Source organism: Arthrobacter sp. 05L417, from assembly GCF_056397865.1.
In genome coordinates this window covers 134,637-153,631 of sequence record NZ_JBFTOG010000004.1, presented here as the reverse complement: position 1 = coordinate 153,631, position 18,995 = coordinate 134,637, and the positions used below count along the sequence as shown (strand labels likewise).

General features: G+C 60.6%; 14 protein-coding genes. 3 read left to right on the top strand and 11 right to left on the bottom strand.

Annotated elements, in window-relative coordinates; all coding sequences use genetic code 11:
• Window positions 1–81 precede the first annotated feature (81 nt).
• The 5 genes from AC1DJW_RS05760 to AC1DJW_RS05740 form a co-directional block, all read right to left on the bottom strand.
• Window positions 82–1,749: an amylo-alpha-1,6-glucosidase gene (locus tag AC1DJW_RS05760; protein WP_442003126.1), complete on the bottom strand. Its 1,668-nt coding sequence runs from the start codon at window positions 1,747–1,749 to the stop codon at window positions 82–84.
• A 57-nt stretch (window positions 1,750–1,806) separates the two neighbouring features.
• On the bottom strand, window positions 1,807–3,681 hold the full coding sequence (locus AC1DJW_RS05755) for an alpha-galactosidase (protein WP_441437341.1): 1,875 nt from the start codon (window positions 3,679–3,681) through the stop codon (window positions 1,807–1,809).
• Window positions 3,682–3,890: 209 nt separating this feature from the next.
• The gene (locus AC1DJW_RS05750; protein WP_441437342.1) at window positions 3,891–4,754 is read right to left on the bottom strand and encodes a carbohydrate ABC transporter permease; all 864 of its coding nucleotides are present in this window, start codon (window positions 4,752–4,754) and stop codon (window positions 3,891–3,893) included.
• Window positions 4,751–5,689 carry a carbohydrate ABC transporter permease gene (locus AC1DJW_RS05745; RefSeq protein ID WP_441437343.1) on the bottom strand — a complete coding sequence of 313 codons (939 nt, stop codon included), beginning with the start codon at window positions 5,687–5,689 and terminating at the stop codon, window positions 4,751–4,753. Before AC1DJW_RS05745 ends, AC1DJW_RS05750 begins: the two co-directional genes overlap by 4 nt.
• 104 nt (window positions 5,690–5,793) lie before the next feature.
• Window positions 5,794–7,122: an ABC transporter substrate-binding protein gene (locus AC1DJW_RS05740; protein ID WP_441437344.1), complete on the bottom strand. Its 1,329-nt coding sequence runs from the start codon at window positions 7,120–7,122 to the stop codon at window positions 5,794–5,796.
• A gap of 539 nt (window positions 7,123–7,661) precedes the next feature.
• Between AC1DJW_RS05740 and AC1DJW_RS05735 the strand changes: the two genes are divergently transcribed.
• Window positions 7,662–8,762 carry a LacI family DNA-binding transcriptional regulator gene (locus AC1DJW_RS05735; protein ID WP_441437345.1) on the top strand — a complete coding sequence of 367 codons (1,101 nt, stop codon included), beginning with the start codon at window positions 7,662–7,664 and terminating at the stop codon, window positions 8,760–8,762.
• 166 nt (window positions 8,763–8,928) lie between these two features.
• On the opposite strand, the gene AC1DJW_RS05730 is transcribed toward AC1DJW_RS05735, so the two are convergent.
• The gene (locus tag AC1DJW_RS05730) at window positions 8,929–10,377 is read right to left on the bottom strand and encodes an aldehyde dehydrogenase family protein (RefSeq protein WP_441437346.1); all 1,449 of its coding nucleotides are present in this window, start codon (window positions 10,375–10,377) and stop codon (window positions 8,929–8,931) included.
• Window positions 10,378–10,445: 68 nt separating this feature from the next.
• Between AC1DJW_RS05730 and hisC the strand changes: the two genes are divergently transcribed.
• Together hisC and AC1DJW_RS05720 are read left to right on the top strand one after the other, a co-directional pair.
• On the top strand, window positions 10,446–11,585 hold the full coding sequence (hisC, locus tag AC1DJW_RS05725; RefSeq protein ID WP_476900896.1) for a histidinol-phosphate transaminase: 1,140 nt from the start codon (window positions 10,446–10,448) through the stop codon (window positions 11,583–11,585).
• A gap of 158 nt (window positions 11,586–11,743) precedes the next feature.
• Window positions 11,744–12,451, top strand: a complete 708-nt coding sequence (locus tag AC1DJW_RS05720) for a GntR family transcriptional regulator (RefSeq protein WP_441437348.1) — start codon at window positions 11,744–11,746, stop codon at window positions 12,449–12,451.
• An 88-nt stretch (window positions 12,452–12,539) separates the two neighbouring features.
• Here AC1DJW_RS05720 and AC1DJW_RS05715 read toward each other — a convergent pair whose 3' ends face one another.
• Genes AC1DJW_RS05715 through AC1DJW_RS05695 form a run of 5 tightly spaced genes read right to left on the bottom strand, consistent with a single transcriptional unit; the run spans window position 12,540 to window position 18,905 of the window.
• Entirely contained in the window at window positions 12,540–13,391 is an 852-nt protein-coding gene (locus AC1DJW_RS05715) for a P-loop NTPase family protein (protein WP_441437349.1), read from the bottom strand.
• Window positions 13,388–14,992: a thiamine pyrophosphate-dependent enzyme gene (locus AC1DJW_RS05710; protein ID WP_441437350.1), complete on the bottom strand. Its 1,605-nt coding sequence runs from the start codon at window positions 14,990–14,992 to the stop codon at window positions 13,388–13,390. Before AC1DJW_RS05710 ends, AC1DJW_RS05715 begins: the two co-directional genes overlap by 4 nt.
• A 19-nt stretch (window positions 14,993–15,011) precedes the next feature.
• On the bottom strand, window positions 15,012–15,884 hold the full coding sequence (locus tag AC1DJW_RS05705) for an MBL fold metallo-hydrolase (RefSeq protein ID WP_441437351.1): 873 nt from the start codon (window positions 15,882–15,884) through the stop codon (window positions 15,012–15,014).
• Window positions 15,885–15,906: 22 nt separating this feature from the next.
• Entirely contained in the window at window positions 15,907–17,241 is a 1,335-nt protein-coding gene (locus tag AC1DJW_RS05700) for an MFS transporter (protein WP_441437352.1), read from the bottom strand.
• Window positions 17,242–17,273: 32 nt separating this feature from the next.
• Complete coding sequence (locus tag AC1DJW_RS05695) at window positions 17,274–18,905, bottom strand: FAD-dependent oxidoreductase (protein ID WP_476900895.1); 1,632 nt, start codon at window positions 18,903–18,905, stop codon at window positions 17,274–17,276.
• Window positions 18,906–18,995: the final 90 nt, after the last annotated feature.

The window sequence follows — 18,995 nt, the reverse complement described above, 5'->3', positions numbered from 1 at the left end:
GACACAGTGCAGTCACCTGACGGAGGTTGAGGGAACGTCCGTTGTCGGCGTTTGAGTGGGACGCAGCCGACTCCGTCTTCGTTAGACCCCTGCGCAGGGGTCGTTCGTTCGCTCTTCAGCAGCTAGCAGTCCTGCCAGAGTCAGGAAGACGCTGGAGGTCCACGTGTATGCTCGATCGCGCAGACCGGCGCCGGTGACCGCGTCAAAGTTTTCGGCCATTCCCGAGGCAGAGGCCATTGCGCACAAACTTTCGGCGAGATCCAGGGCCAGTTGTTCTTCCCCGCCATCGATGAGACCGTCAATGATCAAAGCGGTACACGGCGCCCAGATCGGACCTCGCCAGTAGCCATCGGCGATATAGGCCGGGCTATCCGTGGCTTCGGTTGCCAGACCATATTCCGTCCGGAACCGCCCCAGGTCACTGACAAGTGTGTTGAAGACCTCTGATGGTAAACGGGATCCGAGCACTACCGGTAGGAGGTGAAGGAGCGATGCGGACTCGATGACTGTTGAGTCGAGCTTGCGGGCGATGAATCGGCTACCGTCCCACATTTCCTTGAGCAGCGAATTGAGGAGAGAGGATGAAACGGTTGCCCATTTCTTGGCTTCGTCCGGACGCGACAGTCGCGAGGCAATCTCACTGAGCGCTTCTGTCTGCAGGACCAGGAAGGCCGCGAGATCAGGAGACTCTACAGGCACCGTTGTGGCGAAGATCGTGCTGTTGTCCCACCCGGAGTCATTCCCGTGGAAGTAGTGCGGCAGAATGCGTCCGGAGGCGACTCGTTCCGTCAGCCACCATTGCGTCCACCGTTGGAGAGGATCATAGGCACGAAGCAGCCACTCGTCGTTGACCGCGCCCGCCCTAAATAGCGCCATCAGAGCCCATCCGTGAATTGGAGGCTTGGTGAAGGTGTAATCGATGACCTTGTCGTTGACGGAGTCCGGCAGCCGACCGCTTGTCGCTTGGGCGTCAAACGGCACGAAGAACTGGTCTTCAGCGAGCTCGGGAAGCTGTGCTAATGCGATTGCGTTGAAGCAGTTGTCCCAGCTCCAAACGTTGGTCATCGTTCCCTTCGACATGTACATCGCCGGCCGTTGCACTGCTCCGGAGGGCTCTACTATCGAGGACCACATGATGTAGCTGGCGAGCTGTTTCGCCGCCTGATGCTCGGGTTTTACCTCGGGCATAGCGGCGGCGAATACATCGAATGACGGTGGCGACCAGGGTTTCCGAGCGGTCGGCGTCGCATCATTCGTCTCCTCAATGAGCACGACGCTGCCGGGCGCGAACTGGAGTGTAGCCATGGTGTGACGTTCTCCAGCCCACGTCGATTCCTCTATGCCTCTGCCCCTGAGAACGCGGATGGCAATCGTTACCTGTGAGGAGAATCTGAGGTAGCGCCATTCATCTTCGGCCACACGGACCAGCGTGTCGTAGTTGCTTGCCGCCTCCATGATGAGCTCGAAGCCAACGCCTGCGCCGGAAACACTGAGAACGCGGTGTGTGTTGAAGTCGACGCTGACGTGACCTGCCGCTGCGGGAAGCACAAGGTGGTCGATATCGAACGCTGCTTTGCCGTGAAGTCCGTCGCGAGGCGCGATGCGCAGAAGTGCACGCGTTGCCGCCCTGCCCCGGACCGTCCGCAGCTCCACCCATTTCCCGGCGTCTTCAGTGTTCACGGCTGATGTCACGGCGAAGTACGAGCCAGCCGTGGCGAACGGGAGGTGTTCGAGGTCAAAGGGATTCACAGAGTACTCAATTGCAAGGTCGGTTGAGGGGGTGGAAGAGCACTGACTGGACATGGGTCAGACTCCGATGGTCCCGAAAATCGCTGACCCGGACTGAGTCGCGCGGATGACAGCACGGCCGTCCGGGTTTAAGGAAACCTCAACGCCGTCGCCGCTCCAATAGCCTGAATCCACCGGAACTGCCGTCACGTGTTGGATCGATTGCCCGCGGGCAGGGAACAACGACACGATGCCACGACCAGTTTGCGGGAGAATCTTCTCCCGTATCTCTGCGGCTCCCGCACCCAGCCCGATGGTAACCATGCTGGCCCGGGCCGAGTCCATGGCGACTGCCCGGTACCGGTCAAGCGTTGAGCGGATTCCCTCCACGCCGTCCTCAGAGATGGTGAGCAGGTCCCCCCAGATTCCGTGGTGTCCGAGCATGATCGCTGCGAGGCTTTCCTGCTGGTGGCCGTGCGGGTCGTCCGGGAAATAATGGACCAGGGTCAGCACGGACGGGATCCATCGGTCGAAGGCATATGGTTCCCGGCATATCCAACCGCGTGAACGACCCGGGTGGAAGAACATATTGGTGTTCACCCCGTTCAAGTCCGCGGGCAGCTCGTAGTCCGAGTAGTACGGTCCGTTGTTGACGAGGAAGTACTTGCCAGCCGAAAGGAAGCTCAAGCCGAAAGATCGGTGATTCTCGGTCACGTCGAAATCGACAATTGAACCGGGCACCGCGGTCATCAACCGCTCTGCGATCTCCGTCATCCTCTCACTCATCATGAAAGCGAAACGGTCCGCTCGTTCGCTCGGGGTGTTGGTGTCGTCTCCGTGATGGTGTTCCGGGCTGTCGCAGCCGTACTGGCTCACCGCATCAAGTTTGAAGTATGTAATGCCGAGTTCGCGATTGATCCGGATGAGGTGACCCACGAATGTCTCGAACCAGTCACTAACTAAACACATGGGGGCGCTGGGCTCGGTCTCCCACACTTCTCGTGGCCGAAGGGGTTCTCCTTGCCACGTCTTCATGTCACGGGGATGCGCGGCCAGAGCGCGGCTCGAGAATGCCGCCAACGTCGGATCGAACCAGATCCCGAGGCGGAGGCCAAGTTCGCCTGCTCGTTGCCTGACATTCAGCAGGGCGCCAGGGAAACGTTCCGGGTTCACCTCCCAGTCTCCGGTTGCGGTGTACCAGCCGGTGTCGATCACGTAAGTATCGATTCCCATCCGAGCTGCCACTTCCATCTCGGCGAGCACGCGCTCCTCAGTCAGACCATCGATGTAGGTCCTGTCGTGCCAGTAGCGCTCACGCTCCTGGAAGTTCCATGTGTTGTAGAAGATCTGCGGTCGACGGGACTCCGCGTTTTCGGACTGGTACTTCAACAGAAACGTACGGAACGCTGCCGCCACGTCGTCCAGATTGCCTTCGACAGCGGCCGCTAGAAGCCAGGGAGTCCGGAATCCCTGGGCCGTGTCCAGCCGCTGACCGTTAAGGTAGGCACCCTTGACTGAGCCAATTCGAACGCCGCGGGCGCCATCGACCCAGAACCCGCAGAACAGATCCCCGCCAGAGGTTCCATGCTCGTAGGCCAGCAGCCAAGAAGCCCCGTCCTCAACGCCTACCAGAATGGGGCCGATCAAAGGCGACAATGCCTTGGCAGCCGCAGAATCGATGGGGACCTCGTTGGGCATGAAAGAGTGGCCAAGCTCGACGAAATCGGAGATCCTCACTTCAGTGATGGCACTGGTGGGACGGAGCAACTCGACGTATGAAATCCCTTCCTTGCCAGCACTTTTGGTGAGCCGCCGAGGCGTCGAACTGCGCAATTCGTAGCGGAAGCGCACCACTGGGCTTTCCGGTGTCACACGCAGCCGCATCGCGAGCTGGAGCCCGGGCTCGCCGTCGACCTCGCCCTCGAATAGGAATTCCTCAGCGCGGCTGGTCAAGATACGGCGTTTGACTTCGCGATTAAATTCGCGAACTGTGCACGTTACAGCTCGTCCATCGATTTCAAAGACCGGCGCAGCGATAATGAGGCGCATCTGAGTGCTGTTGTTGGTCAGCTCCCAGAGCGGGCTGGTTTCGGTGTGAGATGGCCCAGAGGCGATGATCGACCACGACACGACGGAGGCGGATTTAACATTTGAATCGATGGTCACTGTTTGACAGCTCCAGACAGAAGACCGGCAACGAAATAGCGCTGCAGGAAGATGAATACAAGACATACGGGGATGATGGAGAAGGTTGTTGCCGTGATGAGGGTGCCGTAGTCGGTCAGATTGACATCACGGAAGGATGCCAGGGCCACCGGCACCGTGTAAGCAGATTCTGCGCGCAGGATCACCAAGGGCCAGACGAATTCGTTCCAGATCGCCAGGAAGAGGAAAATCGCCAGAGCGGCCATTGCCGGGAGGATCGTTGGGAGCACGATCTGGAACAGGATGCGGAACTCGCCCGCGCCATCGATGCGGCCGGCCTGGATCAATTCGTCAGGTACTGATTCCATGGCCTGCCGCATTAGGAATAGTCCAAACGGGTAGGCCAGTCCCGGGAGGATGAGGCCTTGATATGAGTTGAGCCATCCGAGTGTCACCATCGTCTGGAACAGGGGAACCAGGGTTACCTGGCTCGGGATGGCGAGGGTCGCAATAACCACGCCGAAAAGTAGCGTTCGGCCTCGGAACTGAAACTTCGCGAAGGCGTATCCGCCACAGAGGCAGATCAACGCACCAAGAATCACGAAGATGACCGAGACAGCAGCGGAGTTCGCGATTGCACGCCCGAATCCGAGGTCACCGAACAGGACCTGAATGTTTGTCCACAGCTGATCTCCCGGCAATAGATTTGGAGGGTTGGCGAAGATTTCATCTGAGCTGTGCGTTGAGCCGATGACCAGCCAATAGAAGGGTGCCACCATCAAGATGAACCCTAGGAAGATGACTGCCGTGAGCAGTGCGCTCGAAGCTTTGGTGTGCCGGATGCGCGCGGAAGTACGCATTTTCTCTACTGAAGTGCTCAACTTTTCTTCTCCTGAATGAACCGGAACTGGACCAGGCTGACGATGACAACCATTCCGACAAGGACGAAGCCGATAGCTGAGGCATAGCCGAAATCAAAGAACTTGAAGGCGTTCTGGTAGAGATACATGCCGATCGTCATGGTTGCGTTGTCGGGACCGCCGTTGGTCAGGATGTACGGTTCATCGAACAGCTGAAGTGTGCCGATGGTTGAGGTGACGACCGTCAAGAGGATTGCCGGGCGTAACCCCGGGATGGTTACGTTGAAGAACTGTTTGACTGTATCTGCGCCGTCCATGGAGGCCGCTTCGTAGAGGTCCCCGGAGATGCTCTGCCGCTGGGCAAGATAAATGACAGCGTTGATCCCCGTGTAGTGCCACGTCATCGCGATTCCGAGCGAAATTTTCGCCCAGAACGCGTCCTGAAGCCAAGGGATCGCCGGTAGACCAACCGACTGAAGCGCGACGTTCACGATGCCGTTGTCCGTGGCAAGCATCATGCTGAAGACAACACCATAAGAGACGAGACCCATGACGACCGGAACGAAGTAACCGAGACGGAAGACCGCACGGAACTTCAGGAGGGTCGAATGGAGAGCCACAGCCAGCAGGAGCGCCAAAATGAGCATCACCGGTACTTGGATCACCAAGATGATTAAGGTATTGCCCAGAGCGTTGTAGAACAGGGGGTCGCTAAAAATGCGCTCGTAGTTCGCGAACCCAGCGAAGCCCTGCACTCCCCCACGGTTGGTCGTGAAACTTAGCCACGCAGCATAGCCGACGGGGTAGACCTTGAACGCGGCGAAAAGGATGATCACCGGAGAGAGCAGGACATATGGCACCTTGCCCGGAGTAAGCCAGGGCCGCCTGGAAGGGGGTACTCGTCGTGCCACCGGCGGCGATTCAACTTGTGGCGATTGGACGTGCGTATCGGTCATGACCGTGGTGCTCCCTCGGTGGCGCCTGGCTCCGCCACGCCTACCTGGTGGGGCGGGGCCAGACGCTCTATCGGATTTGGTGAAAAGCGGCTTCAGCCGGTGTTTCAGCTGGCGATCTTTCGGCCAGTTTGAGCGGCGAGGAGCTTGGCAGCCTCGTCGAGCGCGGCCTTCGGGTCTGCTCCGGAGAGCATCACTTTTGTCTGGGCATCTGTGTAGATTCTGATTGCGCGAGCGTAGTCGCTTGTGTAGTTCGACACGGCGAGGTCGGGCTGAGTGATCGAGTCGACGAAGACCTTGCTTGGAGAGTCGCCGACCCAGTAGCCGCTATTGTCAGTGAAGCCTGGAGTCTTATACATCGGTACGAAGCCGGGGGTGAAGGGCTGTGCGGTCTGCATCACCCGCTGACCATCCAGTGTGCCCAGGGCAAAGTGAACAAATTTCCACGCCAGGTCCTTGTTGGCGCTATTGCCTGCGATGGAAAGGTAGGTGGATCCCGCCAGGGCAGCAGTTGAGCCTCCTGCGTCTACCACCGGGCGCAGTGCGGTGGCCATTTTTCCTTTGAGCTGAGGTTGCTTGGCCTCGATGTAACCGGGCCACCATGACGCACTCGGGCTTATCGCCACCGACCCGTCTGCGAACCTAAGCCCATTGCTACTTGTAAAGGATGCAGAGTCCGCGAGGACTCCCTTGTCATTCATCTTCTTGAGCAGTGTCAGCGACTTGACCCCTTCCGGGCCATTCAGCGTGATGTCGCCGTCTTTGTTGAAGTAGAACGCGTTCTGCTGCTGCGTAAGTGTCTGCCAAAAGTCGGCTGCGTTCGTATTCGCTGCAGCCTTGTTGAGTTCGAAGAGACTCGCTCCGGTTTTGGCTTTCAGCGTAACACCGGCGTCGATGAGCTCGTCCCAAGTTTTGATGGATGCCATGTCGATGCCTGCGGCATCCAAGAGGTCCTTGCGGTAAGCAAATCCGGCCGTGTTCACCTCAAACGGGATACCCCATACCTGCCCGTCCTTGCCCAGTCCTCCACCCCAGGCGCTAGGTACGAAATCGCCAGCGAGATCCTTGGCCCCCAGGGGGCCCATGTCCGCGAAGCCGTTCGGGAACTTGTCGGTGTAGCCGGGCAGCTGGTCGATGGCGGTGTTCATGATGTCCGGGAGTCCTTGGCCGCCAGCAGCGAGGCCGGTAGTGATTTTGTCCCAGATGGCAGGGTTTCCTACATCGACAATGTCGACTTTGGTTCCCGGGTTGGCTTTCTCAAAAGCGTCCGCGGCCGGTTTGAGAAGCGCACCCGCCGTCGTCCATGTCCAGACGCTGAGAGTCTTGCCGTCGCCGGATGATGACCCGCCCGAGCTGCAGCCCGCGAGTGCCGTTGCGGCGAGGGCGGCGATGCTGAACACGGCAGCAAGCCGTCTGGTGAAGGGTTTTAGCTTCATTGGTAGTTCCTCTTTCATGTGATGCGGGTCCGGTACAACGTTTGGGCTCGATCAGGTGCGCCATTACAGCTGCTGAACGCGTCGTTCTGAGCCTGCCGCGAATACAGCCAGGCATCGTCGACCGGGATACGGAGTGTGACCGGGCACGGAGAATGACCAGGATAAGGAGGGGATAACCGGGTACGGAGGGTCGACCGGGATAGGGAGGACTTAGGAGAGATCGTACCCACAATTTAATGACGTTACAATTCTTTTTTGAGAAAATTTTTGACGTTACAATAAATCCAGCACCCACCGTGGGTGCGTAGTGGCCACGACACCCCTCGCTGCGTTTTCCCCATCCATACTGCCGCTCGTCGCCGAGCCAGCACCCTGGGGACACCGCGTGAGTCAGGTCGGGCTCAACCGGTTCGCTGATTGAGCCCGGCTTGAGGCTGAATGCTCGCGAACTCGAATCCGAGCCGGGGTTAAATGCGTCTCTATAAGCAGGGTTGGGGCCAATCGCGTTCCACTACGAGCTGGCAGGCAGGGAGGGCAAAATGGCAGCCGACTACAACGAACCGGGGGGCGCCCCGCGTCATACCAACATGAACGATGTAGCCTCACACGCGGGCGTTTCGGTGATGACGGTCTCGAATGTCATCAATCGCCCGGATATCGTCTCCGAGAAGACCAAAGCAAAGGTCCTCGCGTCGATGAGAGAGCTCCGTTACCGGAAAAGCACTGCCGCCACGAGCCTGCGCCTGTCCAAGCCGACTCAGATCGGATACGCGCTTCCCTCCACCCAGCGCAGCGGTGACGGGTATATGGATGACTTCCTATACTCGCTCGCGGCCGCGTGCCAGGCAAAGGGCATGCATCTGACCCTCATCGCCGCAGCAGACCCTGAGGATTGGCTCAGTGCATGCGATGCGCTCTACTTCGGAGGCTCAGCCGCAGGCATCATCATGGGCAGTATCGCCCCCCATGATCCCCGCCCTGCGCAGCTGGTATCGCGTTCCATTCCCTTCGCCGGGTACGGCCAGACCTTGGAAGGAAAATCGGCGCCTTGGAGTTGGGTGGAGATCGACGAAGCACGCGGAATTGAGCTGGCAGTCGAGCACGTCGTTGAACGCGGTCACCGGCAGCTCGCCTTCATCGGCCTCGGGGTCGATGCCGTGTGGAGCGCGGCGCGTCTCGAGGGATACGTCGCGGCGTGCCGGAAGCACGGGCTTCAGCGCTCCGTCGTCGCGGACCGCGTTTCCCTCGCGACCGATGAGATCGCCGCAGGGGAAGAAATAGCCATGCAGCTCCTCCAGTCGGAGTCGCCTCCAGACGCCATCATCTGCGCGTCTGATTACCTTGCAGTTGGAGCGATCTTCGCGGTGCGTGCACACGGTCTCGTTCCAGGCGTTGACGTGGCCGTGACCGGGTTCGATGACACATCCTTGACGTCATTGGGCGCCATCGGCATCACGTCAGTACGTCAGCCTTCGACCCGCATCGCCCAGGAACTCGTGAAGATGATCATCGACCCCCCTGACCAAGCGCTCCATCTGCTCCTCGAACCGGGGCTGACGATTCGATCGAGTACGACAGGCAAAGCCCCCACGGCCAGTTTTCGAACACGTATTGGACCAGCCGACCCACTCCCTGACTGAGTCACCGACCTGTTCCGCATGGGCAGCCATGCGGAAATAGCTATCGCAGCGCTCGAAGCCGGTCAATTTCCGGTCCGGTGCAGGAATGGCAGTCGTCGTCGCCGCCATTGCTCTCCGGCCGTAGGAGGCGGTCGGCTGTGGTTTGGCCAGTTCTCATCGGGGTTCTTCATGTTGCGCGTTCCGCTTGGTGAGGTTCTTGGAAATGTACTGACTGAGTAGTGAGGAATTCTTCAATGCCGTGGGCTCCTCGTTCCCGGCCAAACCCTGACATCCGGAAACCTCCAAATGGGGCATCCGGATGGGTGGCCGCCCCATTCACTGAAACGCTTCCGGTCCTGATCTTTGTGGCCACCAAGCCAGCTTCTTCCGGACTTGGCCCCCACACAGCTCCACTTAGGCCATACGGTGAGTTGTTGGCGATGAAGATCGCTTCCTCGACGTCGGCGTATGGGACGACGGCCAGCACTGGACCGAAGACTTCCTCTTGGGCCAGTTCGTCATTGGCGCCGGTGAGAAAAGCTTGAGCCGGGACGTAATAGCCTTCCGGATCCCCTGAAACAGGGCCGGAGGCCAGAACTTCAGCTCCGGATGCACGGGCTGCGGTGGTGAGGTTGAGGACCTTGTCGCGCTGCGCGGCCGTGGCGACCGGTCCCAGGACAGTGGCCGTATCCTGAGGGCTGCCGACGGCAAAAGCAGACACCTGTGATTTCAGTGCCGAGGAGACCTGTTCCAGCGTCTCGGACGGGACCAGAAGCCGCGTGAGGGCTGCGCACGTTTGCCCGGAGTTCTGGAAACTCTTCTCGAGTGTTTTGCCCACCGCGTGCGGGAGGTCGGTACCGGGGAGAATGAGGCTTGCCGATTTTCCTCCGAGTTCCAGCGAGACCTGCTTGATGAGGCCGCCGGCGACGCTGGCGATCCGCCCACCAGCCCGGGTCGATCCGGTGAAGGACACGAAGTCGATTGCGGCGTGGCTGATCAGTGCCTCACCGGTGGTCGGGCCTTCGCCGAACACGACATTGAAGACCCCCGGGGGTAGTCCCGCATCGGCGGCGACATCTGCCAAAATCGCTGCGTTGCTCGGCGCCACCTCGCTGGGCTTGAGCACGATCGTGCAACCGGCCACGAGGGCCGCTGCGACCTTGGATGCAATCTGGTACAGCGGGTAATTCCACGGGGTGATGCACGCTACCACCCCGACTGGAACTTTGTGGATTTGGGTCGAGTCCAACTGTTCGGGAACCAGGACTCCGGGACCGAGCCGGGCCGCGCTGCGGAAGCTGTGCAGGGCTGGAACCACCTGCATGCGCACACATTTGTGCCGCGGCGTGCCCACTTCAGCGGTAATGCCATCGGCCAATTCCTCCGCACTTGCCTCAAGGCCGTCAGCAATCCGGGCGATGATTGCGGCCCGATCCCCTACTGACGTGGTGCTCCACGATGGAAAGGCCTCAAGAGCGGCCAGGCTGGCAAGGTCGACGTCCGTCTGGCTGGCCGCGGCCACCTCTCCGATGAGCTGTCCATTGGCCGGGTTGTACACACCCAGAACATTCGAGCCAGTAGCCGGCCGCCAGTGGTTGCCGACGAAGATCCCCTTCAACACTGCGGTTTCAGCCATTGTCCTTTTCCCCTACCGTGTATAGAATCATATAGGAAAGTCTATAGGAGAACTTAGGATTGGTAAATATGCAGACCACCGCAAATGAAAACGGAGCCGGCCCCAGGATCCGGGCAGCGATCGATGGGCTTCCCCCCTACAGTGCGGGAAGGAGCGTTCGTGATGCCGCTGGGGAAGGCGCCGTACTGGAGCTCCTCGGGTTGGCCGCCAATGAAGGCCCCTACGGCCCGTTCCCGTCCGCCGCGAAGGCCGCACTGGAGCAGGTAGGAAAGGCCAACCTGTACCCAGAGTCCGGTTTCCGCACCCTGCGCGGAGAATTGGCCCGGATGCTAAACGTCGACGTCGCTGAGGTCGCCGTTGGCGCCGGCGGCATCGGACTGATCCACCACTTGTCCGTTGCCCTCCTCGATGAGGGGACTAACATTGTGGTTTCAACCCCCACCTTCCACGCCTACGCCCTCGACGCACGGAAGCAGGGAGCAACCACGCTGAGCACGCCCGTGCGCGAAGATGGCAGCTACGACCTCGAGGCGATGCTGGGCCTGATCACTGAAGACACCCGCATCGTCTACGTCTGCAACCCCAACAACCCCACCGGCGGCATCGTAGGCCGCGAAGAGCTGCTCCGCTTCATCGATACTGTCCCCGAGTACGTCACCATTGTTGTGGACGAAGCCTACTTCGAATACGCCCAGTCCCCTGAATACACCGACACGATTGCTGAACCCGCATTCAACCGCCGCAACCTCGTCACTCTCCGGACGTTCTCCAAGGCCTACGGTTTGGCCGGGCTGCGCGTGGCCTACCTGGTGGGGTCCCGCGAACTCATCGCCGCTGTCCAGAAGGTGCAAAGCAACTACGAAGTTTCCAACGTCGCCCAGGCTGCAGCCCTGGCGAGCCTGCACGAGGAAGCCGAACTCACCCGCCGCGTCGGGCTGAACAAGGACGGCCGTGACGCCCTCACCACCGGCCTGCGCGAGCTCGAATTTGAGCCCCTGGAGTCACATGGGAACTTCGTCTACGTCAAAGTCGGCGACGCCAAGGCATTCACCAAGGCCCTGGAAGGCGAGGGAATCATTGTTCGCCCCGGTAACGCCATGGGGGATCCCGAGAGTGTCAGGATCACCGTTGGAACACCGGAACAGGTGAAGGCAACCATCGCCGCCATGGGCCGCGTCATCCTCAGCAGGGCACAGCACAGCACATAAGAGCGGAGATTTTGCGAGTGGATCCCGTCGCAGCCGGACACGATCGCATAGGATTGGCTATACGACCCTTTTGGGTTGTCGTGAGCTGCCCCTGACCGTCGCGGGAAAGGGCATTGCCAATGCCTGAGTTTTCGTCGTTACCGCTCCGAGGGGGAGACATGACAGTTACAACACCAGCCGCTGCTACCCAGTCCAAGGTTGATTTTGCCCATGAAATCCTTCGCAATCGCATAGTTGGCTCACAGTACGCTGCGGGCCAGCGTCTGATCATTGACAATCTTGTCAAGGACATCGGAGTCAGCCAGGCTCCGATCCGCGAGGCGTTGCGCCGGCTCGAGGCTGAAGGTTTGGTCGAGTACGGGGCGAACTCGGGTCCTTCCATCGTGCAGCTGGACAAGACGCACTGGTTCAACCTGATGGAGATGAAGGCCGTCATGGAGGCCTACGCGACCCGGGCGGCGGCGCCGCTGCTCACCGCCGAAGAGATTGCGGCCCTGCGGGAAACCAACGGCCTCCTCATGGGCGCACTGGATGAGTTCGATTTTGAATCCTGGACCAGCCTGAACCGGCGCTTCCACGAGATGATCCATAACCGTTGCCCCAATGCCCTGCTGATCCAGGAACTGCAGCGACTGTCCCAGTGGACAGACACGGTCAGCAGCCTTGTGTTCGCGCGCGAACGGGGCATCATCATTCAGACCCTTGGGCTTTCTGCGGGCAAGGAAACCATTGGCTTCCACACCCGGATTCTTGATGCCATCGAGAACGGAGAGGCCAACTCCAACCTTGAAGAGATCAGCCGCGAGCACACCCTGGTTCTGGTCCGCCGCGTGCAGGAGAAATTGAGTTCCCGGCCCGCAGCCTAAGTGCCGGAGGCATGCCCGGTAAATCAAAGAAAAAAGAGAGGTGGTAACGGCCGCAGAGCCAGTACCACCTCTCTTTCTGTTGCCATCTTTACGTCCTGAACCAAGTTGCAGTGCGCTGCATGAGTTCGGTCGAGGACAGCGATGCCACCGAGTGCAGTGATTCACTGACTTCCTGCTCGGTGGCCCATATCCGGTTCGAGCTGACACCCAGTGAGTAGACCGAACCAGTGACCTTCATCAACGCGTCAGGACGGACCAGCAGGACATGCCGGTGGCGCAGGACATGCTGCATGAGACCGGCGTACAGTTCCGGGTCGTACCCGGTGGAGGTAGATCCGGAGATCCCTAACTCTCCGGCAGGAGCCCGAAGCGAGTTGGTCAGTTCATCCAGAAGGTCAGGGGAAGCGTTGTTGCTCTCGTAGGAGCCTTCGCTGGATTCCATGTCCTCAGCCCGCTGGCGTTTGAGCGTGAGCTGCAGCTCCTTGGTAGGAGCTACCACGACAAAAAGTGTCTCTGGCCCGGCCAGGGGTCGTTCTGCCTCATCGCCGGTGATGTGGGACAGCTCAGAGAACCTGCCCCCGATATGAGGAGCTTCCACGATCAGCATTTCTTCGCCGCCGGGGTGTTCTGCGAACCACTTTCCCACCGCCGAACGGACCCAGGTGCCCATGGCGAGCCTGATCCCCGCATGGGTGATCCCGTCAACTTCGGGATAGAGCGCCGACGCCGTGGAATGGGAATCCCAGGACTCCCGTGAGACATCCCATTGCAGGACGGTACTGATTCGCCCGGTCGATTCCACAGCTGCTGCGAGTTCACGCACCAGCAGGCTTTTCCCGGTCCCGGGCAGCCCGACGATGACGACGCAGCGCAGCTCGTCCAGCTTGCCCCAAAGTTCTTCCAGGTACGGCGCCGGCGGCCTTTTCAGCGTCTGGCTCACCGGAACTGATCCACACTGATCATGTTTCCAACCACAACTTCAACTACCGTGGGCTTGCAGGACCGGAAGGCGTCTTCAAGTACCGGCCCCAGTTCCTGCGGGGATGCCGCCCGGCCATAGGAGGCACCAAACGAGGTGACGAACTGTTCAAAGTTCGGGTTGACGAGGTCCGTGGCGATAACCTTGCCGCCGTAGAGATCGCGCTGCATTTGTTGGACGTTGCCGTATTGGGAGTTGTTGAACAGGACCGTTACGAGGCCAATGTTGTGCTGGACTGCTGTCGCCAGTTCCGTAGCAGCGAACATGAATCCGCCGTCTCCGGTAACGGAAAGCACCCGCGTGTCCGGCTTTGCGACTTTCGCACCAAGCGCTGTCGGGAACCCGTATCCAAGTGTGCCCATGTACCCGGTGGAGATGAAGGTGCGGGGTTTGTAGACAGGGAGCAGGATGCGGCTTGCGAAACCAATTTGGGTCAGTTCGTCAACGAAGATACCGTCCACGCCCAGGGCTTCGCGGATCACTGCGAGGTAAGCTGTCTGCTGGTCCAGGACCGCGCTGCGTTCCTTCCATTCCTTGTGCACCAGTGTCATTTGTTCGGTGATGTCGGCGTTCTGGACACCGCGTTTTTCCAGTCCCTCGATCAGGGCAGGCAGGTGCGATTCGAGGCGTCCGGTGATGGCGGCATCGGGTTGGCCGTAGCGGCCGTGGACCGTCTGGTCGACGTCGATGCGGATGAGTTTACGGTTGCCACGTCCCCAGCCCTGCAGAGCAGACCTGGCACTGCCTCCCAGAGCGATGACGACGTCGGTTTCGGCCCACAGCGGCTTGGCTTCGGGCAGGAAGCAGCTCAGCGGATGGCGGCTGTCAACAATGCCTCGTCCGGTGCGGTAACCGACCACGGGCGCCTGAAGGATTTCGGCGAGCCTGGTGACTTCGGCGGAAACATCCTGGGCGCCGTTGGCGACGAAGATCATGGGGTTCTTTGCGCTGGCCAGGATGCTCAGGGCCTTTTCGATGCCCTCTTCGTCGATGATGTCTTCGGCCGTGTCGGCCACCGGGACGTGGTCCGGGACAGGAGCGCGTTGTTCCAGAACGTCCATGGGGACTTCCAAGGCAGCGGGGCGGGGCCGTCCTGTGTTGAGGGCGCGGATAGCGTCGGCGATTTTGGTACCGGCTTCGGCAGGGTGGGTCACACGGTCGTAATGCTTGGTAAGTGAGCGCAGCAGTCCAGGCTGGTCCGGGACTTCGTGAAGGGTTCCCAGTTCACGGCCGATCAGCTTCTGGGGAATCTGGCCGGTGAGGAACAGCATTTTGGCGTTCAATCCGTAGGCGGTGGCCAGGGCGGCTCCTGCATTCAATGCGCCGGGGCCCGGAACGACGTTGCACACACTGGGCTTTCCGGTAGCCATAGTGTGACCCAGTGCCATGTAGGCGGCGCCTTGCTCGTGCCTGGTGTGGATGATGCGGATGTCATCCCCGGCGTCGTAGAACGCGTTGTACAACCAGTCGTTCTGGACGCCTGGCAGTCCGAAGACAGTGGTCAGACCGTTGGCCTTGAGACTGTTGACGACGGCTTCGCCGCCGGTGTTGTAAGTGGTCATGGAATTAGTTCTCTCCTGGTTATGAAAGTGGTATGCGTAGGAAGTCGCTGCCGACCCGGGTCCTGCCGGTGAATTCGCCGGCCGCCTCGGCGAGGATTTCGTCGTCGGACGCCGGGCCGAACGTGCCTACCGGGCTTAGCAGAAGCTCCCTGGACCCAGCCTCGGCTGCAACATGGGCGGCTCCCCGGGGGTCGCTGTGGACGCTGCGCATGCGGGGAAGCACGCGAGCAGCCCGTTCAGCGCTTAGATAATCAGTGGCGTTGGTCAGGTAGGTCGTCTCATGGATCAAAAGGTCCGCGCCCCGCGCCAGAGAGGTGATCGCTTCGCTGGGACGGGTATCCCCGGAGAAGCACACACTCAGGCCGCCCTGGTCGATCCGGTAGCCGAAGGCGTGTTCAACCGGCGGGTGATCCACCAACACTGCGGTGATTGTGGTGGAGCCGTCATCGATGGTTTCAGGGCCGGTTATTTCCTGCACACGGACAAATTCGCGCAGGTGGGGGCGGCCTTCATCATTCATTCGTGACCGGATATCGAAGTCGAAAGCCTCGTAATGCAGCGCGAACAGACGCGCCAGCGGCGGTGGACCGATGACGTGGACAGGGGCCTTCAGCTGGGACCATGCCAGATGCAACAGCATGGCCACGTCCGCGACGTGGTCAATGTGGTGATGCGAAATCAGGATCCTGCGGAGCCGCCCAAGATCCAAACCGGCGCTGACGAACTGACTGACTGTGCCGTTACCGCAGTCCACGAGGGTGACGTCCTCGTCGATCACCAGTGCATGGGAAACGGGACGCCGACCGGATTTAGGGGTTGGACCGCCCGCTGAGCCGAGCACAACAACTTCGTTGACCTGCGGCGTCAGCCCCGGGTCCTTTGATTCGCTCATGCGTGCCGCTTCCTTCGAGGGATCACTTTGAAAGCACGGGAACGCGCGCGGGGCTCACAGATGCGTCGGTGAGGTTCCTCTTATAGGTCTCCGGCAGCTTCAAGATCGCGATCATCCCGATAGCCCCGATCACGATCAGGTAGAACGCCGGCATGAGTTTCAGTCCTGTGGAAGCTACAAGGAACGCCGCGACATATGGGGCGGTGCCGCCGAACAGGGCGTAGGCGACGTTGTAGCCCAGGGACGCTCCGGAGTACCGGACCTCGGTCGGGAAGAGCTCGGTTTGGGCCACGACCACGGCTACGGAAATGGCTGTTCCCGGGACGATGGCCATGATCTGTCCGACGATGGCCCCGACGAGGCTGCCGGATCCGATGAGCAAAAAGGCCGGGACGGCCAGAACCATAAGTCCAAAGGTGCCGCCGATGAGGAGTGGCTTACGACCGATCCTGTCGCTGAGCATGGCGTAGAAGGGAATCAACGCCGCCGCCAGCAACAAAGTCACCGATGTGGACAGCAGAGCCGCGCTGGAACTCAGACCGATCGTTGAGATGAGGTAAGTGGAGGCATACGTCTTGGCCACGTAGGAGGCGACAGCTTCGACCATGACGATACAGATCAGGAGCAGCAGGGCTTTTTTGTGGTGACCGAGCAGCTGCCTGATCGGCACGGGCCGGTGTTCGGACTCCTCCTTGGCCACGGCTGCCTGGAACGCAGGGGTTTCTTCGACTTTGAATCGGAGATAGAGTCCGATGCCGGCAAGCGGGAGCGACAGCAGGAAGGGAATCCGCCAACCCCAGGCGATCAATGCCTCTTCACCAAGGACGGCCGTCAGGGCCGCTACAAGGGACGCCGCACAGACAAACGCAACGATTCCCACTGCCTGGATGCTGGAAGTCCACAGCGCACGCCGGCCTTCGGGAGCTGATTCGGCAAGGAACGCTGCTGCACCGGATGTCTCACCTCCGGCGGAGAGTCCTTGAAGAAGGCGAAGGGAGATCAGCAGAATGGGCGCGAGGACGCCAATGACCTCGTAGGTGGGCAGCAGGCCGATGGCTGTTGTGGCGGCGCCCATAAGCAAGATCGTGGTGGAAAGGATGGCCCGGCGGCCGAGTTTGTCTCCGAGATTGCCAAAGATCACAGCACCGACGGGGCGGGCCAGGAAGGCTACGCCAAATACCGCCAATGCCGACAGGATCGAGGTTGCCGGATCTGCGCTGGGGAAGAACAGTTTGCCCAGCACCGTCGCCAGGTATCCGTAAACGCCGAATTCGAACCATTCAACGGCGTGACCGAAGCATGCGGCGAGAACGATCCGCGGTTTGGGTCGGGGTAGGTTGTTGGTTTGGGTGGCCACGTGTGGCCTCCTTTCTGTGGTGCAACCCGGGGTCAGGAGCGTGTGACCTGCGGGGCTGTTGCGTGTGTGTGGTCACTTGCCTGGGAGGCGGTTCGGGGTCGGCCCAGGTGTTCTGCCAGTGTGAAGGCCGCTGTGAGGGCCGGGCCAAGGGAAGCTCCTGATCCTGCGTATCCGGGGCCCATTAATGCCGCTGCGCTCTCACCGACGGCGAAGAGTCCTTCGACCGGTACGCCGTCGTGATCCAGGACTCGTGAGAGGTGGTCCGTAGCAAGGCCGCCTTTGGTTCCGTTGGCACCAAGGACGACTGGGACAGCGAAGAATGGCGGCTGCGCGATAGGACCCAGGCAGGGGTTGGGCTTGTGTGTTTCGTCGCCGTTGAACCGGTCGTGGGGGCTGTTCCCCCGGCCGAACTGGATATCAGTGCCGGTTGCAGCCATCTGGTTGGTTTGGGTGACGGTTTGAATCAACGACGTTGCGTCGATACCGGCGCGGTCGGCCAGGGACTCAAGGTCCTCTTCCTGGATAAATTCGTTTGGAAGGCTCGCCGTGGGGGCCACTCCGGCAACCGTTCGGGTGCTGCGGAAGTCGGCGTCGAAGATCAGCCAAGCAGGTTGGTTAGGGAACCGGTGGCTGGCTGGATCAAACGCAAAGAACGCTTTGCCGAGGTCGTTGTAAGAACTTGCTTCATTGACGAACCTCTCCCCTGACGCGTTGACGAGGATGGATCCCGGGTAGGCGAGTTCCCGGACGACGTTGCGATGCAGGGGCGCATTGTCTATGGACTCGCCGCCGATGGATATCGCAGCGGTCCACCACGCTTCGCTCATCCCCCTCAGAGACCCGCCAAGGGAGGTGCCCAGCTTCAGACCATCCCCCAAGGATCCAGGTGCCGCGGTGGGGACGATGTCAACACGGGGCAGGAAGGCGGAGCGAAGGGTCGCATTCCTGGCGAAACCGCCGGCGGCCAATACTACGGTTCCTGCACTGATCTTGCCCTTGGCAGTGTCCAGAACAAACTGTTCGGATGCCCTTGTGATGGCCGTGACCCGCGCATTAATCTGCAGATCGACGCCGCGCCGCAGGGCCGCCTTCACCAGACCCGCAACAAGCCCGGAACCTTGTGTACGCACGTCGGCAGCGGAGCGCTCACGAAGGACAGACTCCTGGACCCCGGTACGTCCTTCAGGGCCGGTAATGGGTCCCCTTATCGGCGATGTCCGGGTGCGATCACGCCAGGGGCCAAGTTCCTCCGTGGAGACCGGCAACGGCTCGAGGGAACGACCGGAGGCGGCGCCCGTCCAGTCTGGGTGGTAGTCCGGACGGTCAGTACTGACCACCGGCATGTCCAGTTCGTTCTCAAGGTAGTCAATGAAGCGTGGCGCGTTGGCAACGAAAGACTGCAGGGATGCCTCCGAGGTGGTTCGGAGGGTGGTGCGCCGCAAGTACTGCAGGGCATCGTCAGCGGAGTCTTCGACGCCGGCACGAGTCATGGCCGGAGACCCTGGAATCCACATCTGACCACCAGAGAGCGCTGTTGTCCCGCCAAGCAGACTCGTCGACTCCAGGACGGCGACGGACAAACCGTGGTCGGCCGCGGCGCATGCGGCAACGAGCGCAGCGCCGCCCGAACCGACCACGGCCACGTCGCAAAAGAATCTGCTCATCGCCTGTGTTGCCCCACTTTTGTTGCTTCGCTGGATTGTCTGCTGTCGGTGCTTGTTGCGGGTTTCATCGGCGGTGGTTCTTCCCTCCCG

Bases quoted from the DNA above. Each gene is read 5' to 3' on its own strand.
- AC1DJW_RS05705 (WP_441437351.1), bottom strand. From the start codon at position 15,884: ATGAGCGAATCAAAGGACCCGGGGCTGACGCCGCAGGTCAACGAAGTT.
- hisC (WP_476900896.1), top strand. From the start codon at position 10,446: ATGCAGACCACCGCAAATGAAAACGGAGCCGGCCCCAGGATCCGGGCA.
- AC1DJW_RS05730 (WP_441437346.1), bottom strand. From the start codon at position 10,377: ATGGCTGAAACCGCAGTGTTGAAGGGGATCTTCGTCGGCAACCACTGG.
- AC1DJW_RS05720 (WP_441437348.1), top strand. From the start codon at position 11,744: ATGACAGTTACAACACCAGCCGCTGCTACCCAGTCCAAGGTTGATTTT.
- AC1DJW_RS05740 (WP_441437344.1), bottom strand. From the start codon at position 7,122: ATGAAGCTAAAACCCTTCACCAGACGGCTTGCTGCCGTGTTCAGCATC.
- AC1DJW_RS05710 (WP_441437350.1), bottom strand. From the start codon at position 14,992: ATGACCACTTACAACACCGGCGGCGAAGCCGTCGTCAACAGTCTCAAG.
- AC1DJW_RS05695 (WP_476900895.1), bottom strand. From the start codon at position 18,905: ATGAGCAGATTCTTTTGCGACGTGGCCGTGGTCGGTTCGGGCGGCGCT.
- AC1DJW_RS05745 (WP_441437343.1), bottom strand. From the start codon at position 5,689: ATGACCGATACGCACGTCCAATCGCCACAAGTTGAATCGCCGCCGGTG.
- AC1DJW_RS05735 (WP_441437345.1), top strand. From the start codon at position 7,662: ATGGCAGCCGACTACAACGAACCGGGGGGCGCCCCGCGTCATACCAAC.